The organism is Pseudomonas sp. GW823-FHT06B06, from assembly GCF_058795195.1.
In genome coordinates, this window is record NZ_JBXAHO010000003.1 from 202,369 (window position 1) to 221,608 (window position 19,240).

Genomic DNA, 19,240 nt, shown 5'->3' on the forward strand with positions numbered 1-19,240 from the left:
GCGACCAAAACGAAGCCCCTTCTCTGACGATCTCCTAAACGACCCTGGACTCAACTGTCGCAACCTTAATCCCCCCGTTCAAAAAGCCGGTCATTATCGAGTCCACCTTGTTTGCTGTCTCTCGCGCTCTCCCCGGACATGCTGGTACTCATTCGATGAACACCACGCCAACTCCGGGGAGGCTACATGCGCGTGTATCTGTGCGAGAAGCCTTCGCAAGGCAAAGACATTGCCCGCGTGCTGGGTGCGAAACAGCGCGGAACTGGCTGCTACAACGGACCAGGAGTTGTCGTGACCTGGTGCATCGGTCACCTGATCGAAGCCGCACCACCGGAAGCCTACGGCGAACAGTACAAACGCTGGTCGATCGAACAGCTCCCCATTCTTCCCGAGCGCTGGCGCAGCGAGGTCAAGGCCTCTACTGCCGCGCAATTCAAGGTCGTCAAACAGTTGCTCGGCCAGGCCAGCGAGCTGGTGATTGCCACCGATGCCGATCGCGAAGGCGAGATGATCGCTCGCGAGATTATCGAGCTATGCGGCTACCGTGGCTCCATTCAACGGCTGTGGCTGTCTGCACTGAATGACGCCTCCATTCGCAAGGCCCTGGGAGCGCTCAAGCCTTCGAATGAGACCCTGCCGCTGTATTACTCGGCACTCGCCCGCTCTCGCGCCGATTGGTTGATCGGCATGAACCTCAGCCGATTATTCACTGTGCTCGGCCGCCAAGCCGGCTACCAGGGCGTCCTCTCAGTCGGTCGTGTGCAGACGCCCACGCTGCGTCTTGTGGTTGGTCGCGACCGCGAGATCGCCCGGTTCGTGTCTGTTCCGTTTTGGTCCGTCGAAGTGCAGCTATCGCACATCGGCAATTCTTTCACCGCTAACTGGATGCCGCCCCATGCCACCACAGACACTGCAGGTCGGTGCCTGGCCCAACGAACCGCTCAGCAGGCAGTAAGCAAAATCGGCGGCGCTCGTGAGGCTCAGGTGCTGTCGGTGGAAACCGAGCGGGTCCGCGAAGTCGCGCCTCTCCCGTTCGACCTCAGCACGCTGCAGGAAGTCTGCTCGCGCCAGTTTGGTCTCGACGTGCAAGAAACACTGGACATCGCGCAAGCGCTGTACGAGACGCACAAGGCGACCACCTATCCCCGCTCGGATTCCGGCTACCTGCCGGAGAGCATGCTGGCCGAGGTGCCGACAGTGCTCGACGCCATGCTTGCCAGCGATCCCGGCCTGCGCCCATTGTTCGACCAACTCGACCGCACCCAACGCTCACGCGCCTGGAACGATGCGAAAGTCACTGCTCACCATGGCATCATTCCCACGCTGGAACCGACCAACCTTTCTGCCATGTCGGAGAAGGAGCGGGCCGTTTATGGGCTCATCCGTTCGCATTACCTGGCGCAGTTTCTACCTCACCATGAATTCGACAGAACAGTCGCCACCTTGTCAGCCGGCGGCCAGACACTGCAGGCGACGGGTAAGCAGGTTGCCGTCCTGGGATGGCACCGGGCGCTAATCAACAGCGGGCCGGGCACACCCGGCGGTGCGGACGACGAGCCAGCCCAACGCAGCCAGATCCTGCCGCCGCTATCCGAGGGTACACATTGCCAAGTCGGCTCTGTCGATCTGAAAGCGCTGAAAACACTGCCGCCCAAGCCGTTCACGCAGGGTGAGTTGATCAAAGCCATGAAGGGTGTCGCCAAACTGGTGACAGACCCACGCCTGAAACAGAAGTTGAAGGAAACCACGGGCATCGGCACCGAGGCCACCCGAGCAAACATTATCAATGGCTTGTTGAGCCGAAGCTTCCTGATCAAAAAAGGTCGATCCGTCCGCGCCTCCGAAGCGGCTTTCACGCTGATCGACGCTGTTCCAGCGGCCATTGCCGACCCGGGCACGACCGCTATCTGGGAACAGGCACTGGACATGATCGAATCCGGGCAGTTGACCCTGGACACCTTCATTGCGAAACAGTCGGCCTGGATCACGCAACTGATCCAGCAATACAGCGGCACCACCCTGGCGATCCGGATCCCGGAAGGCCCTGCCTGCCCTCTGTGCGGCGGCGCTACACGCCAGCGAACCGGCAAAACCGGTCCCTTTTGGTCGTGCAACCGTTATCCCGACTGTAAAGGCACCGTAGCGATCGAATCGTCCAGTGGCAAGCGAGCCGCTCCGCGCAAGCGGCGGACCGCTCCCAGGGCTTCCTGAAGCCTGCCAGACACGTCCTGCCCCAGCCGCACTTTCCAGCGGTTGTCAGGCATGGCCCCGCGACCCGCGGGGCGTCCCAAGCATGTCCCCGCCTTCTGCAATGGCATGTCCCTCTCCTGCGACTCGCGTCGCCGAGAGGATTGAAGGTGCTTTCCTGACCGGCCAGATAACACGGCCTGCTGATCGGCACTCTCTACGTCCGGCCCGAAGGGTCTCCTGGCGCCTTGTGCGCGAGATGCCAGGAGACCCTTCGGGGACGACGGTGTTCGCCCCCGGTGCCCGCCGGTGAAACAACGGGCTCCTTTTGTGCGCGGATGTGCGCCGAAAGATATCGACCCCAACCACGAAACGGGTCGGGTGCGATCTGCTCCAGCGACAGGCGTTGACGACGGCCAAGTCCCTGCGACAGCCACAGGTGGTTTTCCTGTCCCCCGCTGGAGGCGTAATGCCTCCAGCGCCTTGTTCCTCTCCGCATCTTGAACGCCGTCTGCCTGCGGGCTGTCCAGAACCGGGTGACTTCGCCACAACCAGAACAGAAGATGGACACATGCACCTTCAACCCCTTCGGTACGGCAGCATGTGCCGCCGCATCAAAGTCATGAACTTGACCGCCGAACAGGGAGAGTGGCATGTCGCCATAAATTAGGCGTCAGCACCGGTAATGATGACAAAAGCCCCATACCGGTGCCGAACTACGACCCTATTTCTGCTACTACGGGAATACCCCGGCACAGCGGACAGGTACCAATGACGGGGGCGCCGGCTAATGCCCAAGGAGTGCCGCCGCTTTTAAGGCATACCGGACGACTACACCCTGGTGCCGTATCGCGTGCACCTCGCTGCAAAGCCATTGGCAACTCAATGGCCGTGCCTTGCGGCCTAGCTCGGACGACACCTGCAACAGGTCTTGCAATAACAGGGGCGCGCAAAAAGCCCATTGTCGGCAGACGCCATGAAGCCGCTTTGCCATTCTGCCACCATCTGTTGCTAACTCCGGTCAGCACCATGCCAGCAGCCACGGTCCCCAGGCTGCGACGTGGAGGTTCCACGTAGACCGATCCAGTCCGCTTCGCATCGTTTTACGCGGATGTGCGCCACACCTAGCGCCGATGCTCTTCATTCCCGCGCAACCCCGCGTTTCTTCATTCGACGCATGGCACTGACCCGTTCAGAACTGCCGTCGTGTCGGCTTACGCGAATTCAATCCACCGCGGCCACGGCTGCCTCATCAACAACGAGGTGATATTCCACCCACGACTCAGCACAGGCACTGAATCTCGGCGAACAACTGCGCGAGGCCGTGCTGCAGAACCAGATCGATGAAACATCGTGCCTACTCAAGCGCTAGACGGTGAGCCTGCTTGTCGGCATCTCCGACCTGCATATTCGAGCGATCCTGCGAGCGCGCGTTGCGCAGCTTCTGCTTGATACGTCCGACGCTGAGTGCTTCGACTGAAGCACCTGCATTTATTCACCCACAGGGACCCGATCCTCAGTTGGGGATGGGCTCCGCCTAACCTCTGCTGGAGAAATACCATGTCTCAGACTCCCAATCCTTTCATCCGCGGCTACCAAAACCTGCATGTCGTTCGTACTCTCTGCATCACCTATGAGGACGACAGCCCGCCCGTATGGCGGCAACTTCATCCCAGCCAAGCACACCTTCTGGACGATCAAATCGCGCAGTTTCCCTGCATTCTCTGCAATGACTTCGTCCTGATCACGGAGGGCCAGGAGGTCGGAGACGACCTTGAGGCACAGTGCCAAACCGAAGGCATCGTCCGCTCTGTGGTCTACGCCGTCCTCGGCAGCGATGCCGGGCAGCCCATCCACATCGGCGATACCTACGCCGCTGAGGACGCACGGGAAGTTGTACGGCGCCTGACTTTTGAGACCGGCTTCTACAGCCGATGCTGGGAAATCAGCACGGCGCACATCACCGAAGAAGCTGGTTGCTACCTGACAGAGCTTGCAGACATCGCCACGCCGATCGGCTTTCTGTTCGTCGTTTTCCGGATCCCATACAGCCCGGCGATCGGCGTCAAGGTGATTGCCACGCCCTGGACCGATGCCAACCTGCAGTACGTCGAAGGCATCACCGCCGAGCAGTTGCGGCAGGAACAATGCGACAAAGGCATGCCAGAGTCGCTGGTGAATGTTCTTCATCTGGCCGCGCTGGCTGATGTCCGCATCCTGATCTTCGACGCCGACGCACCGGTACTCGACGGCTTGCCGTTGTACGAAGAATGACTCTTGCCACGACATACCTTCTAGCCCCTCAACCGAGGGGCTTTTTTCTGCCCGGATGAAACAACCAATGCGGGGCACCCCGGTTGCCGATTGACGCGGGCCTGCCGCCGCATGGCGATGTCATTCTGCGCACAGGTTTGCTGGCGTAGCCGGCACCATCCCAGGTAGTCGAGACCTTCAAGACTTCGGTGCGGCTTTGCGCGCTGGTCACTGTACTCCCTGATGCACGCAGCATCTATTTACTCACCCCCCAAGGGATACCCTCCCTTGCGGGCAGGAGTCCCTTGTTTTCCTCAAAGGAGTCTCCCCATGGATCACTCATCCATTCGCACGCAGATACCAGCGTTGGTGTCGGCCCATGTTCCGCGCAATGTTCGCAGCTTCAAGTTCCGCATCTACGAAGACCTTCCGCAGGAATCCTCGCTCGGCTTCCGTATGGACCCGCAGCCCTTCGAGGGCAAAGTTGTCGCCAAGACCGATCAGGTCATTGTGATCAAGACCGGTCGTGCCGAATTCGCCGTACTGGATCGCCACCAGGTGAGCCAGGAGCCCGACGAAGGTATCAAGGTACAAGTCCAACCCTATGTCCGTCGCCGCTTCGACGGTCTTCGCGCGGATACGCCCGAAGAGCGCACAGAAGTGGCCTCGGACGGCACTCCCTACACGGTGAAGACACACATTCTCGGATCAGCACCGGCCAAGTTGCCGGCTCCTGAACTGCGTTGCCCGGAGTTGCAGGAGCTCGTTCATCAACTGGAGCAACTGCCCGCTCCCGATGGTTTCCGGCGCATCACCCACCTCCTGGTGGATGCCGAGGCCAGGGATTTCACCTGGGTTGACCCGTTACCCAACAACATCATCGAGACGCCACCCGCGATCAGCTTCACGGTCTCCACGGAGAAATTCCAGGGCCGCGTCACGGTGCTCTATGACCGTGCTGGCGACCATTACGCCGTGGAGTTGCGCCACGCTGATGAACTCATCCAGCGCGTGGACGAGGTGTACTTCGACATGCTCGGCGAAACGCTGGAACACCTGATCGACGACGGGCATTGGCGGCAGATCCAGGTGGAAATCCTGTCGGACGGGCGCAAGCCGATTCGGCACTGATCAGTCGGCCAACGCCACTCCTTACCTGTCCAGCTTCCTGCCTTCTTGGCGGGAAGCATTTTCCTCAAGCAATGGAGATCACCATGTTGCGATTCAAAGGTACAAATTTGCGTCCCGTGCTGGCCGAGGCTATCGCTCACAAGGGCCGCCTCATCCTCGCCAAGGATCATGGGGTGTATTTCCTGGCCGAGTTCGGCGAGCGTACACCCGATGGGCAGCAAAAACTGCTGGCCTACGCCGTTGGCTGCGATCCCGACATCGATCCGTTCGATAACTGGTGGGAACTCGCCCGCACCGAGCTTGGCGGGGATGACTTCGGGGAGTTTCTTGATCCCCACGATGTTGTCTTCACCCGCATCCTCAACAGTGAAGACGATCTTGAATTGTCGGCCACGCCGATACAGCTTTCGCTGCGAGCCGTTGCGTCCAAGCCAGGTAAAGGCTAGCTCACCACCTGATCACAAAGCCTCCATCCGGGGGCTTTTTCTGAACAGCGGCCATGTGACCGCATGCCTGTCTCTCGTTCCTTTCACAAGGAGCGCCCTCTGCCGTCGGTGCCCGCCGGCACGCCAGCCTGGAGACAGCCCACATGCGCGACCCGTTCAAGATCGACCAGCCCACCTGTATCAGTTTCAGCGCTGGTCGCACCAGCGCCTACATGCTGTGGCGAGTGTTGCAAGCCAATGCGGGCCGGCCTATCGATACCGTGGTCTGCTTCGCCAACACCGGCAAGGAAGTGGAGGCCACGCTGCGTTTCGTGCGCGAGTGCAGCATACGGTGGCAGGTGCCGATCCAATGGCTCGAATACCGCGATGCGTTGCCCGGCTTCGCGGTGGTCGATTTCGCAAGCGCCAGCCGGCAAGGCGAACCCTTCGAGGCGCTAATCCGCAAGCGCCAGTACCTGCCCAACCCGGTAGCTCGGGGCTGCACCACCTCCCTGAAAATCCGTGCAATGCACAAGTTCGTACGCAGTTTGGGCTGGACCGATTGGGATCAGTTCATCGGCATCCGGGCTGACGAGCAGCGCCGCGTGGCGAAGATCAGGACGCGCGGTCATTCCACAGAGTCCAGCAGAGAGACGATGTGCATGCCGTTGGCCGAGGCTGGCGTGAGCGTGCGCGAGGTGACCGCCTTCTGGCAGGCCCAGCCCTTCGATCTGGAATTGCTGACCGTGAACGGCCGCACGCTCGAAGGCAACTGCGACCTGTGCTTTCTCAAGCCACAGGGACAGCGGCTGGCACTGATCAAGGCCAAACCGGGGTCCGCCGTCTGGTGGATACGTATGGAGTCTTTGAATCTTGCCAGCAAACCCAGCGGCGCGCGCTTTCGCAACGATGGCCCGACCTATGCCGACTTGGCCCGATTCGCCGCCCACCAGCGCGACATGTTCGATTCCGACAAAGAGTCCATCGCCTGTTTTTGTGGTGACTGAACAATGGGGATGCGCGCCAGTACCGATTTCCGGTAGCGGGCACATCGCACGGGTGCCACGTTACAGCCATGTTCCGCTGACGTTGTCAGCAACATGCCCAGGTGGTCACGATCTTCAAGACTACGGCGCGGTTCCGTCCGCGTTGATCAATCCAGTTCGCACTCGGCATCCCAGATGCGAACGCCCATCGAGTCTTCGATGGTGATGCCAATCTAGTTGTACCGGATCCCAGGATCCATCAACCCACGCGGGGGTTACACACCTCCCGTCCGGGTCGGTGTGTCTCCGCACTCTTGTCCTTCAAGTCTGGAGATTCACCATGACCACTTCATCCGAAAAAACCTTTTTTGATCTTCACATCACCGGCCTCGGTTATCTCAATCGCGTTCGCGAAGTGAAGCCAAAGAAAGGTGATCCGTTCCTGGCCTGCGATATCGCAGCGCTCAATGGTCCGAGCGACGACGTCTCGTACGTGCGTTTTGATACGCGCGTTTCGGGCTCGGAAGCACAACATCTGGTTCGTCGCTGCATCGAGGCCGTCGAGGCTGAGAAGAAAGTGATGATCGGGTTCCGACTCAGCGACCTGTGGGCCGACACCTTCACTTACTCCAAAGGTAAACGTGCAGGCGAACAGGGCGTGAGCTTCAAGGCCCGTCTGTTGTTCATCAGTTGGATCAAGGTCGACAGTGCTTTGGTTTACAAAGCCGAGCCGAAATCGACCAAGGCCGATGAAAGCGAATCGCAAGCCCCTGCGGCTTCCGAAACGCCTGTCACCCAGGAAGCACCCGGCTCGGAAACCTCCGAGCCTGTCGCAGAACCTGTCGACGAAGCCACCGATGCGCAAGCACCAGCACTGGCCGAGTCGTTCTAATCCGTAACGCCGGGGTGGTCCTTCGATTCAACCCTCGTGGGGTTGACTTCGGGCCGACATAAGCCCCGGCCTTCCTTCATTGCCTGAATGGGTTATTACGCCAATGGCGTATCCATCCGCATCGGTACGACCGACATGCAGATGGGTTTCTCCCTGCCAATTTTCGTCCAGCCCCTGCATTGCAGGGCTTTTGTCCTATGCACTCGTGTTCGCCTGGCTCCATGCCAGTCGTTGCCGGCTGCTCAATTTTCAAGGAGTTTGTCATGCAACTTGCATCTCGTTTTGCATCACGTTCCCCAGTGCTACGTGCTGATCATCCGCTGTCCGATGACCAGATCCGCGCAATCGCCCCTTCCATCTTCGCGGAAAACCCGCATGAAAGCCGTTCCGAGCGGTACAGCTACATACCGACCTGCGCTGTACTGGCGAAACTACGCGATGAAGGGTTCGAGCCCTTCATGGTGTGCCAGACCCGCGTGCGTCACGAAGACCGTCGTGAATTCACCAAGCACATGCTCCGGCTTCGTCATGCGAGCCAGATCAATGGCAAAGAGGCCAATGAAATTATCTTGCTCAATAGTCACGACGGCACGAGCAGCTATCAGATGCTGGCTGGCATGTTCCGCTTCGTCTGCCAAAACGGTCTGGTGTGCGGCAACATCGTCGGCGACGTCCGTGTGCCTCACAAGGGCAACGTGACGGAACATGTCATCGAGGGCGCCTATGAAGTCCTGCGTGGCTTCGACCAGGTACAGGACTCCCACGAAGCCATGCGAGCTATCACGCTCGACGATGGCGAAGCAGAGGTCTTTGCGCGCTCGGCACTGATGCTCAAGTACGACAGCCCGGACAAGGTGCTGCCGATCACTGAAAGCCAGGTGTTGGCGACACGCCGGTTCGATGACCAACGCACGGATCTGTGGTCGGTGTTTAACCGAGTACAGGAAAATCTGGTCAAAGGAGGTCTGTCTAGTCGGACCGCCAACGGTCGCCATCAACGCACACGCCCTGTGCAAGGCATCGATCAGAACGTGCGCCTCAATCGGGCGTTGTGGTTGCTGGCCGAAGGTCTGCGGCAACTCAAAGCTTGACCGCACGCTGACTGCGCCCACTCCGGGCAGAGTCCGCGGTTCTCACACATCGTTCCTGCCAGAGCGTTCTTCAATCCCCAAGGGGCTGTACTGGCCTCGCGGGCTGGTGCCGTCCCTGCTTCTTCGAAAGGACATCACCATGCCTCATGTATCCGCCATCCAACCGCTACTGCGCATCGACGAATACCCAGACCTGATGGCCGACGGCTGTGCTAGTGATGTTTGTCTCCCGGTAGCCCTCGTGTCGCCTCAATCCACAATCGGAAGCAACCGCCTGTTCAAAGGTAGGCGATCGATTTCTTCATCCCAAAGGAGCTTTACCATGAACCTTCGATACCTTCCACGTCTGCGCTCCGCGCGGCCCTCCTCTGCCCCCAGGTTTTCAAGCGGCCCCCTGAAGCTCAGCGACAGAATGCAGTCGCTGGACAGCAAGGGACTGATCGCCCCCCAACGCTTTCTGCATCGCCATTTGCACGGTGACTGGGGCGAACTTGATGAGTCTGAGCGCCGTGCCACCAGTGCTGCTCTTGAGTCCGGGGGCATTGGCCTCACGCTATCAAGTGACGCCACGATTGGCGTTGGTGGTTATCACTGACGAGCAACGCAGTCTCACGATCATTCAATTACTCGTCGAGGCAGTTGCACCCTGAAGGCCGAGATTGTCGGTTTATCCACCTGTTGGGGCCCATCACCCCAAGGGTGCTGTGGTCCTCAACAAGGAGACTTCCATGGCACATTCATCCAGAAACCACCGCCGCCACTCCAAGCTGCTGTTTCCGGTTGGCGCGTTGATCTTCAGCAAGGGCGTCGATCGCCTGATGCGTGAAGGTCGCCTTGATCCAATGCCGTTCTTTCAACGTCATGCGCATGGCGACTGGGGCCAGGTTTCCGACGAGACCTGGTACGCCAACAACGCCGCGCTGAAGATCGACGGGCAGCTCAATTCATTCTACGTGGTCACCCGCGAAATCCGCCTTAGCATCATGTCCGAGGCCGACCGCAGTGCCACCATGATCCGGCTACCGTCGGAACGCTGAGGCCGCTCTTGCAATTATCTACCGACTTCCGGTCGCCAGTACCGGTCAGTCACTTTTTTCACCGCCCCGGGGCCTAACTCGGCCCCTGCCCCCCCTGTCCCCCTTGGCCTAAGGCAGAGTTTCCGAGCGAGGTCAAAGGCATGATCAATCTGGTGACTCGGCGAATCCTATTGTTTGCTGATACACCGGCCTTGTGAGGCGATGGTGTCGGTTCCACGCTCCAGAGAACTGACCGATGCCAGCATTCAGCCAAAATCACCCCAGCAGGGTCTTACTCTGCCTGCTGATGACAGCCGCTCTGGCCAGTTGCACGACGGCATCCGCTCCGACTCCACCCACTTCGGTTGAACCCGCAGAGAAAGGTCCCAGCACGTCCACGCGCGGGGTGCCGGAGTTCATCTCAGTGGTGCGTTATGGTCGGTACACCCTGGTCGAGTTGGCTCCGGTATCAGCGCAACAGGACCTGCTGCTTCAGGTCGTCGACGTGACCGTTCCCGGCACACGCACAGCCACCGTTGGGGACGCCCTGCGTCATGTCCTGCTCCGTTCTGGCTACCAGTTGTGTTCCAGCAGTGATATCGCAGCGCTGAATGCGCTCCCGCTACCGGCTTCGCACTACCGACTGGGCCCGCTGTTATTGCGTGATGCCCTGCTCACGCTGGCCGGTCCTGCCTGGGATCTGGAGGTCGACGACGGCGCACGCCGGATCTGCTTCACACGCGCAGTGCAGCCCACCACCGGTGGTGCACTTCCCCAATCCGGACCGGTCGCCCCTGTCGACATAGCGCGGCCTCCATTGAAAACGGAGGCCAGGCCATGAGGGGATTTCAATCCACCCCAGGCGACTCCCTCAGCATGCTGTTACGTGCGGCCAGCATCGCATGGCTGACCCTCATCAGCGCAGCCACGATCGTCAACCACGTCTCGCTGTCGAGTCTGGCCACCCAGGCCAGAGCCAACGCTCAGGCCAGCCAGGTTGTTGCCCTGGAAACCCGTCTGACTGAGCTGAGCCAGCGCCTCGACTCATTGCAGAAACAGCCTGTCGCCTTGACCCAAGCCCATTATGAGGCTGATAGCAAAGCTCTTGCCCAACGGATGACCGCCGTTGAAAGCGGGCTTGATCAGCGTCTGACAGCAGCCAGCCTTTCCTCCCTGGAAACACGCATCGACCAATTGACCAGTCGTCTGGATAAACCCAACCAGACGACTCCAGTATCGGTACGCGCCCGTGTGATACACCCGACAAAACCGACCCAAGCAGCGAGCCTACCGTTCACGGTTATGGGGACCGAGCTTCGCGGCGGCGAACGATTCCTGTCGATCCTGCCAACCGGCACTACCGCCTTTTCCGAGATACGCGTCCTGCGTCCCGGTGAGACCGACAGCGGCTGGCGCCTGCAAGCCATCGATGGCCAGACCGCCGTGTTCCAGCGCGAGAACGGTGGCCAGATGCACCGATTGACGCTGCCATAGGGGCTCCGGATGAACAGCAATCTTGTTTTCCGCGCGTTAACGCTGAGCCTGATCGCCTTCTTTAACTCTCCGGTGATCGCACAGAACGCTCTCACGATTGCCTCCACCGTCGCGCCCAGCGAGGAACAAACAGCGACCTCACGCGTCAGCGACGAACAACAGGCCCGTGACTGGGGGTTGCACACGGAAGAATGGGCTCGCTATCGCCAATTAATGCAGGGACCGCTGGGCCTCTTTTCGCCCAACCTCGACCCATTGACCGCACTTGGCATCGAAGCGCGCTCCGACAAGGAGCGCCGTCGCTATGCCGAGTTGCAGGTTCAGGTTGAAGCCCGCCGCGCCGAAAAGACGCTGGCATACCAGCGGGCCTACGACACCGCCTGGCAACGTCTACACCCGGGCATGCAACGTGTCACCCTGCCCGGCCATACTCCAGGCAATTCCTCCACCACCGTCAACAGCACGGACCGCATCGCCGTGTTCATCAAGGACGGCTGCGCGCCATGTGGCCTGGCGGTTCAGCAGTTGCAGGCATCTGATGTCGGCTTCGACCTCTACATGGTCGGCAGCCGCGCCAACGACACGCTCATTCGCGACTGGGCGAAGCGAGCCAGCATCAATCCAGATCGCGTACGCAACGGTTCAATCACGCTCAACCACGATGCCGGACGCTGGCTGTCTTTGGGCCTGCCGGGGGACCTGCCTGCCGTTGTGCGGCAGGTCAATGGCCAATGGCAACGGCAACGGCAATGACCCGCTGGCGTCATCTGCTCGTGGTACTGGGCTGGATGACCATCATCGCCCCCGCCGGCGCGCAGGACGTACCGCCTCCGGCGTACCAGATCGCCGCGCACCGAGCTGGCATTCCCTCTGCGGTGCTGTATGCGGTGGCGTTGCAGGAGAGCGGCCTGCAACGCGATGGCCGGCTGGTGCCGTGGCCCTGGACCCTGAATGTGGCGGGCGTATCGCGCCGTTTCAGTTCCCGCGCCAAAGCATGTACGGGTCTGCAAAAGGCGCTGCGGGAGGCTCCCCCCACACGGGTCGACGCCGGCCTCGGCCAGGTCAACCTGGGTTATCAGAAGCACCGCTACCCGCAGCCCTGCGATCTACTCGACCCGTATCGCAACCTCGCTATCGCAGCGGAAATTCTGCGCGAACAGCACACCGACGGCGAGGACTGGCTGCTCGCCATTGGACGCTACCACCGCCCGGCAGGCGGGGCAGCGGCTGCCCGCTACCGCATGAGTGTGCACAAGCACCTGCAGCGCGTGCTCGGCGGCGCCCTCGCTGAAAACTCCCCCAGGAGAAAACCACTATGAAGCTCCATCTTCCTCTGCGAATCGCCGCCCGATCGCTGTTCGGCCTGCTATGCCTGGCCACCGGGGGAGCGCTCGCAGACGCCGCCTCGTTGATCGTGGTCGAAGATCGTGGCGGTGTTTCGGCATGGCCCTACTACCAATCACTGAATCTGCGACCCCACCAGGACCAGCCGTTAGCCCCGTCCCTCGCCGCACCTCATCCGTCACAGCAACGTTTCAACGAAACAGACATGCTGCCGGTTCGTTCCGGACGCCTGTCGCCGGGGGAGGAGCCGCGCAGGGTCATCCAGGCCCCCGGGCTGCGGCCAATGTTTCTGGTCGGCGATGACGACCGCTCGCGCCAATGGTTACGCGAGCGTGCAGCAATCCTGGGCGAATTGAATGCGGTCGGCTTGGTCGTCAACGTGGCATCTGCAGACGCACTTGCCACCTTGCGCGGGCTGGCCCCGGGCCTGACACTATCGCCGGTATCGGGCGACGATCTCGCAGAACGTCTGGGGTTGCGCCATTACCCCGTGCTGGTCACTGCCACCGGCATTGAGCAGTGAGCCACTCGCCATGGCCCAGCCTCATGCGGTGGAAGTCCTGCTACGGCCAGCGGTGGAGCTGTACACCGTGGCCGTCTGCGCCGTTGCCGCGCTTCTGTGCCTGGTGGCGCCATGGTCGCTGGCGTTAAATCCACTGCTGGGCCTGGGATCAGCCCTGGCGTTCCTGCTGTTTGGCATTATTCGGCTCCGTGAGGCATGGTTCATCCTGCGCTATCGGCGCAATGTCCGCCGTCTGCCGAAGTACGTGATGACCAGCCGTGCTGTGCCGGTCAGTCAGCAGCGCCTGTTCATCGGCCGAGGGTTTCGCTGGGATCAGCGGCACACGCATCGGCTGATGCAAACGTACCGCCCCGAGTTTCGTCGTTATGTGGAACCCACGGCCGCCTACCGCATCGCCCGCCGTTTGGAAGAGCGGCTGGAATTCGCACCCTTTCCACTCTCAAAACTTGCCCGACTGACGACCTGGGACAGCCCATTTAATCCGGCGCGGCCGCTACCTCCAGTCGGTGGCATGCCGCGCCTGCATGGCATTGAACCGCATGAGGTGGACGTCACGCTGCCGCTGGGGGAACGGGTTGGGCATTCACTCGTCCTGGGCACCACGCGGGTGGGCAAAACAAGACTCGCCGAGCTGTTCATCACCCAGGACATCCGGCGGCGTAACGCAGCCGGCGAGCATGAAGTGGTCATCGTCTTCGACCCCAAAGGCGATGCAGACTTGCTCAAGCGCGTGTATGTCGAGGCCAAACGCGCCGGACGCGAAGGCGAGTTCTATGTTTTTCATCTTGGCTGGCCGGATATCAGTGCGCGCTACAACGCCGTGGGCCGGTTTGGCCGCATCAGCGAGGTGGCCACGCGCATTGCCGGCCAACTCTCCGGCGAGGGCAACTCTGCGGCGTTTCGCGAGTTCGCCTGGCGTTTCGTCAACATCATCGCCCGTGCACTCGTCGAGCTGGGGCAGCGGCCCGACTACCTGCTGATCCAGCGGCATGTAGTGAACATCGATGCCTTGTTCATCGAGTACGCCCAGCACTACTTCGCGAGCAACGAACCGAAGGCGTGGGAAGTCATTGTGCAGATCGAGGCCAGGCTCAACGACAAGAACACTCCCCGCAACATGATCGGCCGCGAGAAGCGCGTCATTGCGCTCGAACAATACCTGTCACAGGTCAGGGTCTACGATCCGGTGCTGGACGGGCTCAGATCTGCGGTACGCTATGACCGCACCTACTTCGACAAAATCGTCGCCTCGTTGCTGCCCCTGCTGGAAAAACTCACGACCGGCAAGATTTCTCAGTTGCTGGCCCCGGACTATGCCGATCTGGCCGACCCCCGTCCCATTTTCGACTGGATGCAGATTATCCGGAAGAAGGCCGTGGTGTATGTGGGCCTGGACGCACTCTCGGATGCCGAGGTTTCAGCCGCCGTGGGCAACAGCATGTTCAGCGACTTGGTGTCGGTCGCTGGACACATCTACAAGTTCGGTATTGACGATGGTCTACCCGGCACGGCGTCTGGGGTCAAAGTACCGATCAACGTGCACGCCGACGAGTTCAACGAACTGATGGGTGATGAATTCATCCCCATGGTCAACAAAGGCGGCGGTGCCGGTCTCCAGGTCACCGCCTACACGCAAACGCTCAGTGACATTGAAGCGCGTATCGGCAACCGCGCCAAAGCCGGCCAGGTGGTCGGTAACTTCAACAACCTGTTTATGTTGAGGGTGCGGGAAACTGCGACCGCCGAATTACTCACGAAACAGTTGCCCAAGGTTGAGGTGTACACCACCTCACTGATGAGCGGCGCCACCGACAGCTCCGACATTCACGGCAAGACCGATTTTACCAGCAACACCCAGGACCGCATCACGACGACGAGTGTGCCCCTGCTCGAACCCGCCCATGTTGTCGGCCTGCCCAAGGGGCAGTGCTTTGCACTGATCGAAGGCGGCAACCTCTGGAAGATTCGCATGCCGCTGCCGGCACCCGACCCTGACGAAGTGATGCCCAGGGACCTGCAGCAGCTTGCTGGGTACATGCGCCAACACTACGTCGAGGCGGGTGACTGGTGGGACAGCAAAGCACTACCGGGCCTGCAGGATGCCCCCCTACCTGATGACCTGCTTGACGGGTTCCGGCATATGGCGACCGCCGAAACGACTGCTGAGAGGCGCAACCGTGAGTGACCCGGCCAACACAGCGCAGCGCCAGCAGACCCAACAGCAGGGTTTGATCACCGGCATCATCACGCTGCCATTCCGGTTTGTGGGCGTGCTGTTGGGGTCTTTGTTTCTGTCCATCGTGATCGAATGCGTGGGTATGCACCTGTTCTGGGCCGATCAAGGCTGGCGGCACGCGCAAGGCATGCTGGACTATGAACTGACGCAACTCTCACAACACTTCACACGCAGCGCCGTGGTGCAGGAACCGGGACAAACGGCGTCCTGGTTGGTAGAAACGGCTTACCAATGGGTGTTCGTCAAAAGCGGGCTCATCGACTGGATGCGCGATACATCCGCCAAGGCCAGTTCACCCAGCCAGGGAGCGGGTCGGGATTTCCGTTTTTATCTGAGTCAGGTTTATGTGTACCTGGAGAACTATCTGATCGCCAGTGCGTACACGCTACTGGTGTTCCTCGTCCGGCTGCTGGTGCTGGTACTGACCATTCCGCTATTTCTGATGGCAGCATTCGTCGGTCTGGTCGATGGCCTGGTGCGGCGGGACATCAGGCGCTTTGGTGCGGGCCGTGAGTCCGGCTTTGTCTACCACCGGGCAAAGGCCAGTCTGATGCCGCTCGCCGTCATGCCTTGGGTCCTTTACCTGACCCTGCCCGTCAGCGCACACCCGCTTCTTCTCTTGCTTCCCTGCGCAATTCTGTTAGGTGCCGCAACAGACCTCGCAGCAGGCAGCTTCAAAAAATACCTATAAGTGCTGACCGGTATTTCAGGCCAGTAATGCCTGCGCCGCCTCCATTTGCTCGTGCTCAAACGCTGGAGCAAAATCGTCCAACTCGCTCGCTTGCAACCCCACCACAGCACTGAGCGCAATCTGCCGCCAGTCCAGCACGGCGTCATACACTTCTGCCAGCACGGCCAACGCATCCTCCCGACTCAACGAAAAATAGGTGCTCCGCGCCAGCAGCATCTCAAGATCGGTGATCGGTCCATCCTCCTCCGACAGCCAGGTTTTCGACTCTCGCTCTTTGTCCGGGAAGGGATTGACGTCGAATGCCGGTGCCAGCCGCCAGAGCCCCTTTTCCACATGAAGAAAGCCATGGTTCTGCAGGTGGTCATCCACATTGGTGATCAGTAGGTTAAAAACCAGTCGCCGCCACAGCTGCTGCACATCTGCGGTCGGTGCATGCCCCACGGAACGGATAGCATCGGCAATTTCGGTATAGCTTCGATCCTCTTCGCGCGACGCCTGCAGCAAAGATGCGGCGGACTGGTATGGAATACGCCCATCAGCACCATCGCGATCGAAACGGCGGATGATAGCGACCGGTACGCCATCCAGCTCTATGATACGGGCCGGCGCGGCATTGATACCTGCTTGTTTTGCCAAGCATAAGGCCAGCACTTCGCCGCGCGTCACGCTACGGGCGTCGCCCACGCTTGGGAATTTTCCAATGGCGAGTGCACCATCCTCATCAACCACCGTGCTCTTGGGGCGCATCCCGCCGAGCGATGTGCCTTTGCCCTGAAGGTAACGCAAATCTTCAGTGCTTTCCTGACCTTTCTCAACTGCCCGGCTGGCTTGGTAGATGCGCTGCAATTCCAGCAGTGGCGGTGTAGCGCGCCGTCCATCTTCAATAGTCCGGCAATATTGTTCATTCTGATCGCGCAGTCTCAGCGCGCCGATCCGGCTGAAATCGTCAACCGCCAGCAGGTAGTCCATCTCTGTCAGCGACGCGAGCGATGGATTACCCTTACGACGCTTGGCATGGTCACGTGCGATGACCCGACGTCCCCAAGCGTCCGGTGCTGTATCGGCAATGGCGAAATGAAAGACCGAATCGTGAGCTGAGGGAGCTCTACGTGGCTGATAACCCGAGATCAGGCTGAGATCGGCAGAAACATTGAACCCATCCTGATTCCCCAACCATCCCTGCTCATAGGCAAAGGTGGTGTTCTCGCGGCGCCCCTGCTTGACGTAAATAAGAGTGCCAACAGGTATTTCCGCCTTACCAAGACAGACCTGGACTTGCTGGCGAACTGAAGTAACCGATTTCATAATGCCCCCGATGCCGGCGGTTTACTGCGTACACGTTTAGGCAATTGTTCATCCATCAGCGTCAGCCCGATGTCGTCGTGCGCCGTATCCAGCAGGTTGGCCAGCGCCTGTACCTCACCGAACACGTGCAAGGCGCGGGCGAAGAAATGAATAGGCACCCGCATATCCCCTTTCTCCATGCGCCGAACAGTGGATACAGAAGCCCCCATTCGCTCTGCAAGCGAGGCCTGTGAAATCCGTCGACGCCTGCGTGCAAGCTCAATGTCGCTGCCGAGCTTGCGGAGCGCCCGCTCGACGGGTAACGGCAGTGGTGTACTCATTTATCATCCTCATAGGAATTCTTAAGGCCATTATCAGCTCCCATGAGAACAATTACCTCATGTCTCGTTACTGTTGTCAATAAACATCCCACGGGAGCGCTAGTAAGCGATTAGCAGTCCAATCAGAATGCTAAAGTGAAATCTGAAAATATATCAGCCCTTAGCGTCCACGATTTCGATACGCAGAGACACAGATGAAGAGATAGCTGTTCTGCGATGAAACAGTCGCCCATACCACTCTCTTCAGAATGCACAACGCAACACCACCGAAAAATGTATGTAAGGAAAGTGGTGAGGAGTAACTCCCCATTGTTTGCGGCTTTCCACCAGCCATCCCCGCAGCATCGAGCCGTTCGAGTCCATCGGAAATGGCGCAATGGCAAGGTTTCACAATTCGGCTTACGCATGGCGACGTCCGGTCGTAGCGTTGCTGCTCACCAGTATCTTCATCACTCAGCTCGCCGCCGCCGCTGACGATGGGTATGAGCGTGAACACCTGGCCGCCGTCGCCCGCCAGCTCGACCTGCTTGACCGTCTGGCCAAACAATCCGCCAGCACCGCCCCCGAGTCACGCTCCCGCTATCACTTCGACTATCGGCGTCTGGACGCCGACCTGCAGCGCATGCGGTCGAGCATCGACGATTACCTGTCGCCCCAGCGTGCACAGCCACGCGATCCCTCTGTACTGCTTGGCGATTACCGCCAGGACGCCGAACAGGGGGATGACCAATGAACGCCAACCAGCTTGCCGCCTTTCAGGCCAATGCAGGCTTCACTCCCTCTGCTGTCGCCGGCGTACTACTCGGTGTCGTGTTCGCAGTCCTGCTGCTGTGGGGCGTATGGGCCCTGCGCACAGCCTATGTCGGCTGGTCGGAACAGCGGATTTCCCAGCGTCAGTTCCTCGGCGTTGCGGTGAGGTTTATCGCGATGTACGTCGTGCTGACTTTTTTCCTGCTCTCCTAACGCAAAGGCGCACATCATGAACCCGCTCTCGCATCGCTTGCATTCGGTACGTATGGCCGTCCTGGCCTCGGCATCCACACTCGTCATGCTGCCATCGCTTGCCCAGGCCGATCTCCCAACCCTGGAAGACCCGTCACGGGGCACGGGCTCGGGCATCATGGAGACGCTGCGCAATTACGGTTACGACATCGTGATGCTCGTCGCCTTGCTGGTGGTCGCCTCGATGTTTGTCGGCGTCTGCTACCACGCCTACGGTACCTATGCAGAGATCCACACGGGCCGCAAAACCTGGGGGCAATTCGGCCTGACGGTGGCCGTGGGCGCCGTCCTGCTGGTCGTTGGTGTCTGGCTGCTCACTGAAGCCACCGGCGTGCTCTAGGAGT

Annotated in this window: 21 protein-coding genes; 19 read left to right on the plus strand and 2 right to left on the minus strand. The window is 60.1% G+C overall.

The window, feature by feature from the left end:
- Window positions 1-186: 186 nt before the first annotated feature.
- From AC1Q8Q_RS03920 to AC1Q8Q_RS03995, 16 genes are all read left to right on the plus strand, one after another.
- Window positions 187-2,211, plus strand: coding sequence for a DNA topoisomerase III (locus AC1Q8Q_RS03920; RefSeq protein WP_103404718.1), 2,025 nt, complete (start codon window positions 187-189; stop codon window positions 2,209-2,211).
- A 1,536-nt stretch (window positions 2,212-3,747) separates the two neighbouring features.
- Complete coding sequence (locus tag AC1Q8Q_RS03925; RefSeq protein ID WP_092234949.1) at window positions 3,748-4,461, plus strand: DUF5983 family protein; 714 nt, start codon at window positions 3,748-3,750, stop codon at window positions 4,459-4,461.
- Between the two features lie 309 nt (window positions 4,462-4,770).
- The gene (locus AC1Q8Q_RS03930) at window positions 4,771-5,571 is read left to right on the plus strand and encodes a GTPase (RefSeq protein ID WP_092234946.1); all 801 of its coding nucleotides are present in this window, start codon (window positions 4,771-4,773) and stop codon (window positions 5,569-5,571) included.
- Window positions 5,572-5,654: 83 nt separating this feature from the next.
- Window positions 5,655-6,017, plus strand: coding sequence for a DUF3085 domain-containing protein (locus AC1Q8Q_RS03935; RefSeq protein ID WP_092234943.1), 363 nt, complete (start codon window positions 5,655-5,657; stop codon window positions 6,015-6,017).
- 143 nt (window positions 6,018-6,160) lie between these two features.
- The gene (locus AC1Q8Q_RS03940) at window positions 6,161-7,003 is read left to right on the plus strand and encodes an adenine nucleotide alpha hydrolase family protein (protein WP_028622303.1); all 843 of its coding nucleotides are present in this window, start codon (window positions 6,161-6,163) and stop codon (window positions 7,001-7,003) included.
- 319 nt (window positions 7,004-7,322) lie between these two features.
- Window positions 7,323-7,874, plus strand: coding sequence for an STY4534 family ICE replication protein (locus AC1Q8Q_RS03945; protein ID WP_092234940.1), 552 nt, complete (start codon window positions 7,323-7,325; stop codon window positions 7,872-7,874).
- 263 nt (window positions 7,875-8,137) lie between these two features.
- The gene (locus AC1Q8Q_RS03950) at window positions 8,138-8,965 is read left to right on the plus strand and encodes a DUF932 domain-containing protein (protein WP_092234937.1); all 828 of its coding nucleotides are present in this window, start codon (window positions 8,138-8,140) and stop codon (window positions 8,963-8,965) included.
- 322 nt (window positions 8,966-9,287) lie between these two features.
- A complete protein-coding gene (locus tag AC1Q8Q_RS03955; protein WP_050483106.1) occupies window positions 9,288-9,560 on the plus strand; it encodes a hypothetical protein in 273 nt (90 codons plus the stop codon).
- Between the two features lie 133 nt (window positions 9,561-9,693).
- Window positions 9,694-10,002 carry a hypothetical protein gene (locus tag AC1Q8Q_RS03960; RefSeq protein WP_092234931.1) on the plus strand — a complete coding sequence of 103 codons (309 nt, stop codon included), beginning with the start codon at window positions 9,694-9,696 and terminating at the stop codon, window positions 10,000-10,002.
- 235 nt (window positions 10,003-10,237) lie between these two features.
- Complete coding sequence (pilL2, locus tag AC1Q8Q_RS03965) at window positions 10,238-10,822, plus strand: PFGI-1 class ICE element type IV pilus protein PilL2 (RefSeq protein WP_169870711.1); 585 nt, start codon at window positions 10,238-10,240, stop codon at window positions 10,820-10,822.
- Window positions 10,819-11,475, plus strand: a complete 657-nt coding sequence (locus tag AC1Q8Q_RS03970) for a hypothetical protein (RefSeq protein WP_028622307.1) — start codon at window positions 10,819-10,821, stop codon at window positions 11,473-11,475. The genes pilL2 and AC1Q8Q_RS03970 overlap by 4 nt, the downstream gene beginning before the upstream one ends.
- Before the next feature lie 9 nt (window positions 11,476-11,484).
- Window positions 11,485-12,228: a TIGR03759 family integrating conjugative element protein gene (locus AC1Q8Q_RS03975; protein ID WP_028622308.1), complete on the plus strand. Its 744-nt coding sequence runs from the start codon at window positions 11,485-11,487 to the stop codon at window positions 12,226-12,228.
- Window positions 12,207-12,794 carry a transglycosylase SLT domain-containing protein gene (locus tag AC1Q8Q_RS03980; protein ID WP_028622309.1) on the plus strand — a complete coding sequence of 196 codons (588 nt, stop codon included), beginning with the start codon at window positions 12,207-12,209 and terminating at the stop codon, window positions 12,792-12,794. Before AC1Q8Q_RS03975 ends, AC1Q8Q_RS03980 begins: the two co-directional genes overlap by 22 nt.
- On the plus strand, window positions 12,791-13,342 hold the full coding sequence (locus tag AC1Q8Q_RS03985) for an integrating conjugative element protein (protein ID WP_092234928.1): 552 nt from the start codon (window positions 12,791-12,793) through the stop codon (window positions 13,340-13,342). The genes AC1Q8Q_RS03980 and AC1Q8Q_RS03985 overlap by 4 nt, the downstream gene beginning before the upstream one ends.
- 10 nt (window positions 13,343-13,352) lie before the next feature.
- Window positions 13,353-15,527, plus strand: coding sequence for a type IV conjugative transfer system coupling protein TraD (gene traD, locus AC1Q8Q_RS03990; protein WP_092234926.1), 2,175 nt, complete (start codon window positions 13,353-13,355; stop codon window positions 15,525-15,527).
- Window positions 15,520-16,269, plus strand: a complete 750-nt coding sequence (locus tag AC1Q8Q_RS03995; protein ID WP_092234923.1) for a TIGR03747 family integrating conjugative element membrane protein — start codon at window positions 15,520-15,522, stop codon at window positions 16,267-16,269. The genes traD and AC1Q8Q_RS03995 overlap by 8 nt, the downstream gene beginning before the upstream one ends.
- Window positions 16,270-16,284: 15 nt before the next feature.
- On the opposite strand, the gene AC1Q8Q_RS04000 is transcribed toward AC1Q8Q_RS03995, so the two are convergent.
- Window positions 16,285-17,574, minus strand: coding sequence for a type II toxin-antitoxin system HipA family toxin (locus tag AC1Q8Q_RS04000; RefSeq protein ID WP_167362631.1), 1,290 nt, complete (start codon window positions 17,572-17,574; stop codon window positions 16,285-16,287).
- The gene (locus tag AC1Q8Q_RS04005) at window positions 17,571-17,894 is read right to left on the minus strand and encodes a helix-turn-helix domain-containing protein (protein WP_024718120.1); all 324 of its coding nucleotides are present in this window, start codon (window positions 17,892-17,894) and stop codon (window positions 17,571-17,573) included. Before AC1Q8Q_RS04005 ends, AC1Q8Q_RS04000 begins: the two co-directional genes overlap by 4 nt.
- A 376-nt stretch (window positions 17,895-18,270) precedes the next feature.
- On the opposite strand from AC1Q8Q_RS04005, the gene AC1Q8Q_RS04010 reads away from it, so the two are divergent.
- Genes AC1Q8Q_RS04010 through AC1Q8Q_RS04020 form a run of 3 tightly spaced genes read left to right on the plus strand, consistent with a single transcriptional unit; the run spans window position 18,271 to window position 19,236 of the window.
- On the plus strand, window positions 18,271-18,627 hold the full coding sequence (locus AC1Q8Q_RS04010) for an integrative conjugative element protein, RAQPRD family (protein ID WP_092237365.1): 357 nt from the start codon (window positions 18,271-18,273) through the stop codon (window positions 18,625-18,627).
- The gene (locus AC1Q8Q_RS04015) at window positions 18,624-18,857 is read left to right on the plus strand and encodes a TIGR03758 family integrating conjugative element protein (protein ID WP_092234917.1); all 234 of its coding nucleotides are present in this window, start codon (window positions 18,624-18,626) and stop codon (window positions 18,855-18,857) included. The genes AC1Q8Q_RS04010 and AC1Q8Q_RS04015 overlap by 4 nt, the downstream gene beginning before the upstream one ends.
- A 16-nt stretch (window positions 18,858-18,873) precedes the next feature.
- Entirely contained in the window at window positions 18,874-19,236 is a 363-nt protein-coding gene (locus AC1Q8Q_RS04020) for a TIGR03745 family integrating conjugative element membrane protein (protein ID WP_092234914.1), read from the plus strand.
- The last annotated feature ends 4 nt before the right edge of the window (window positions 19,237-19,240 follow it).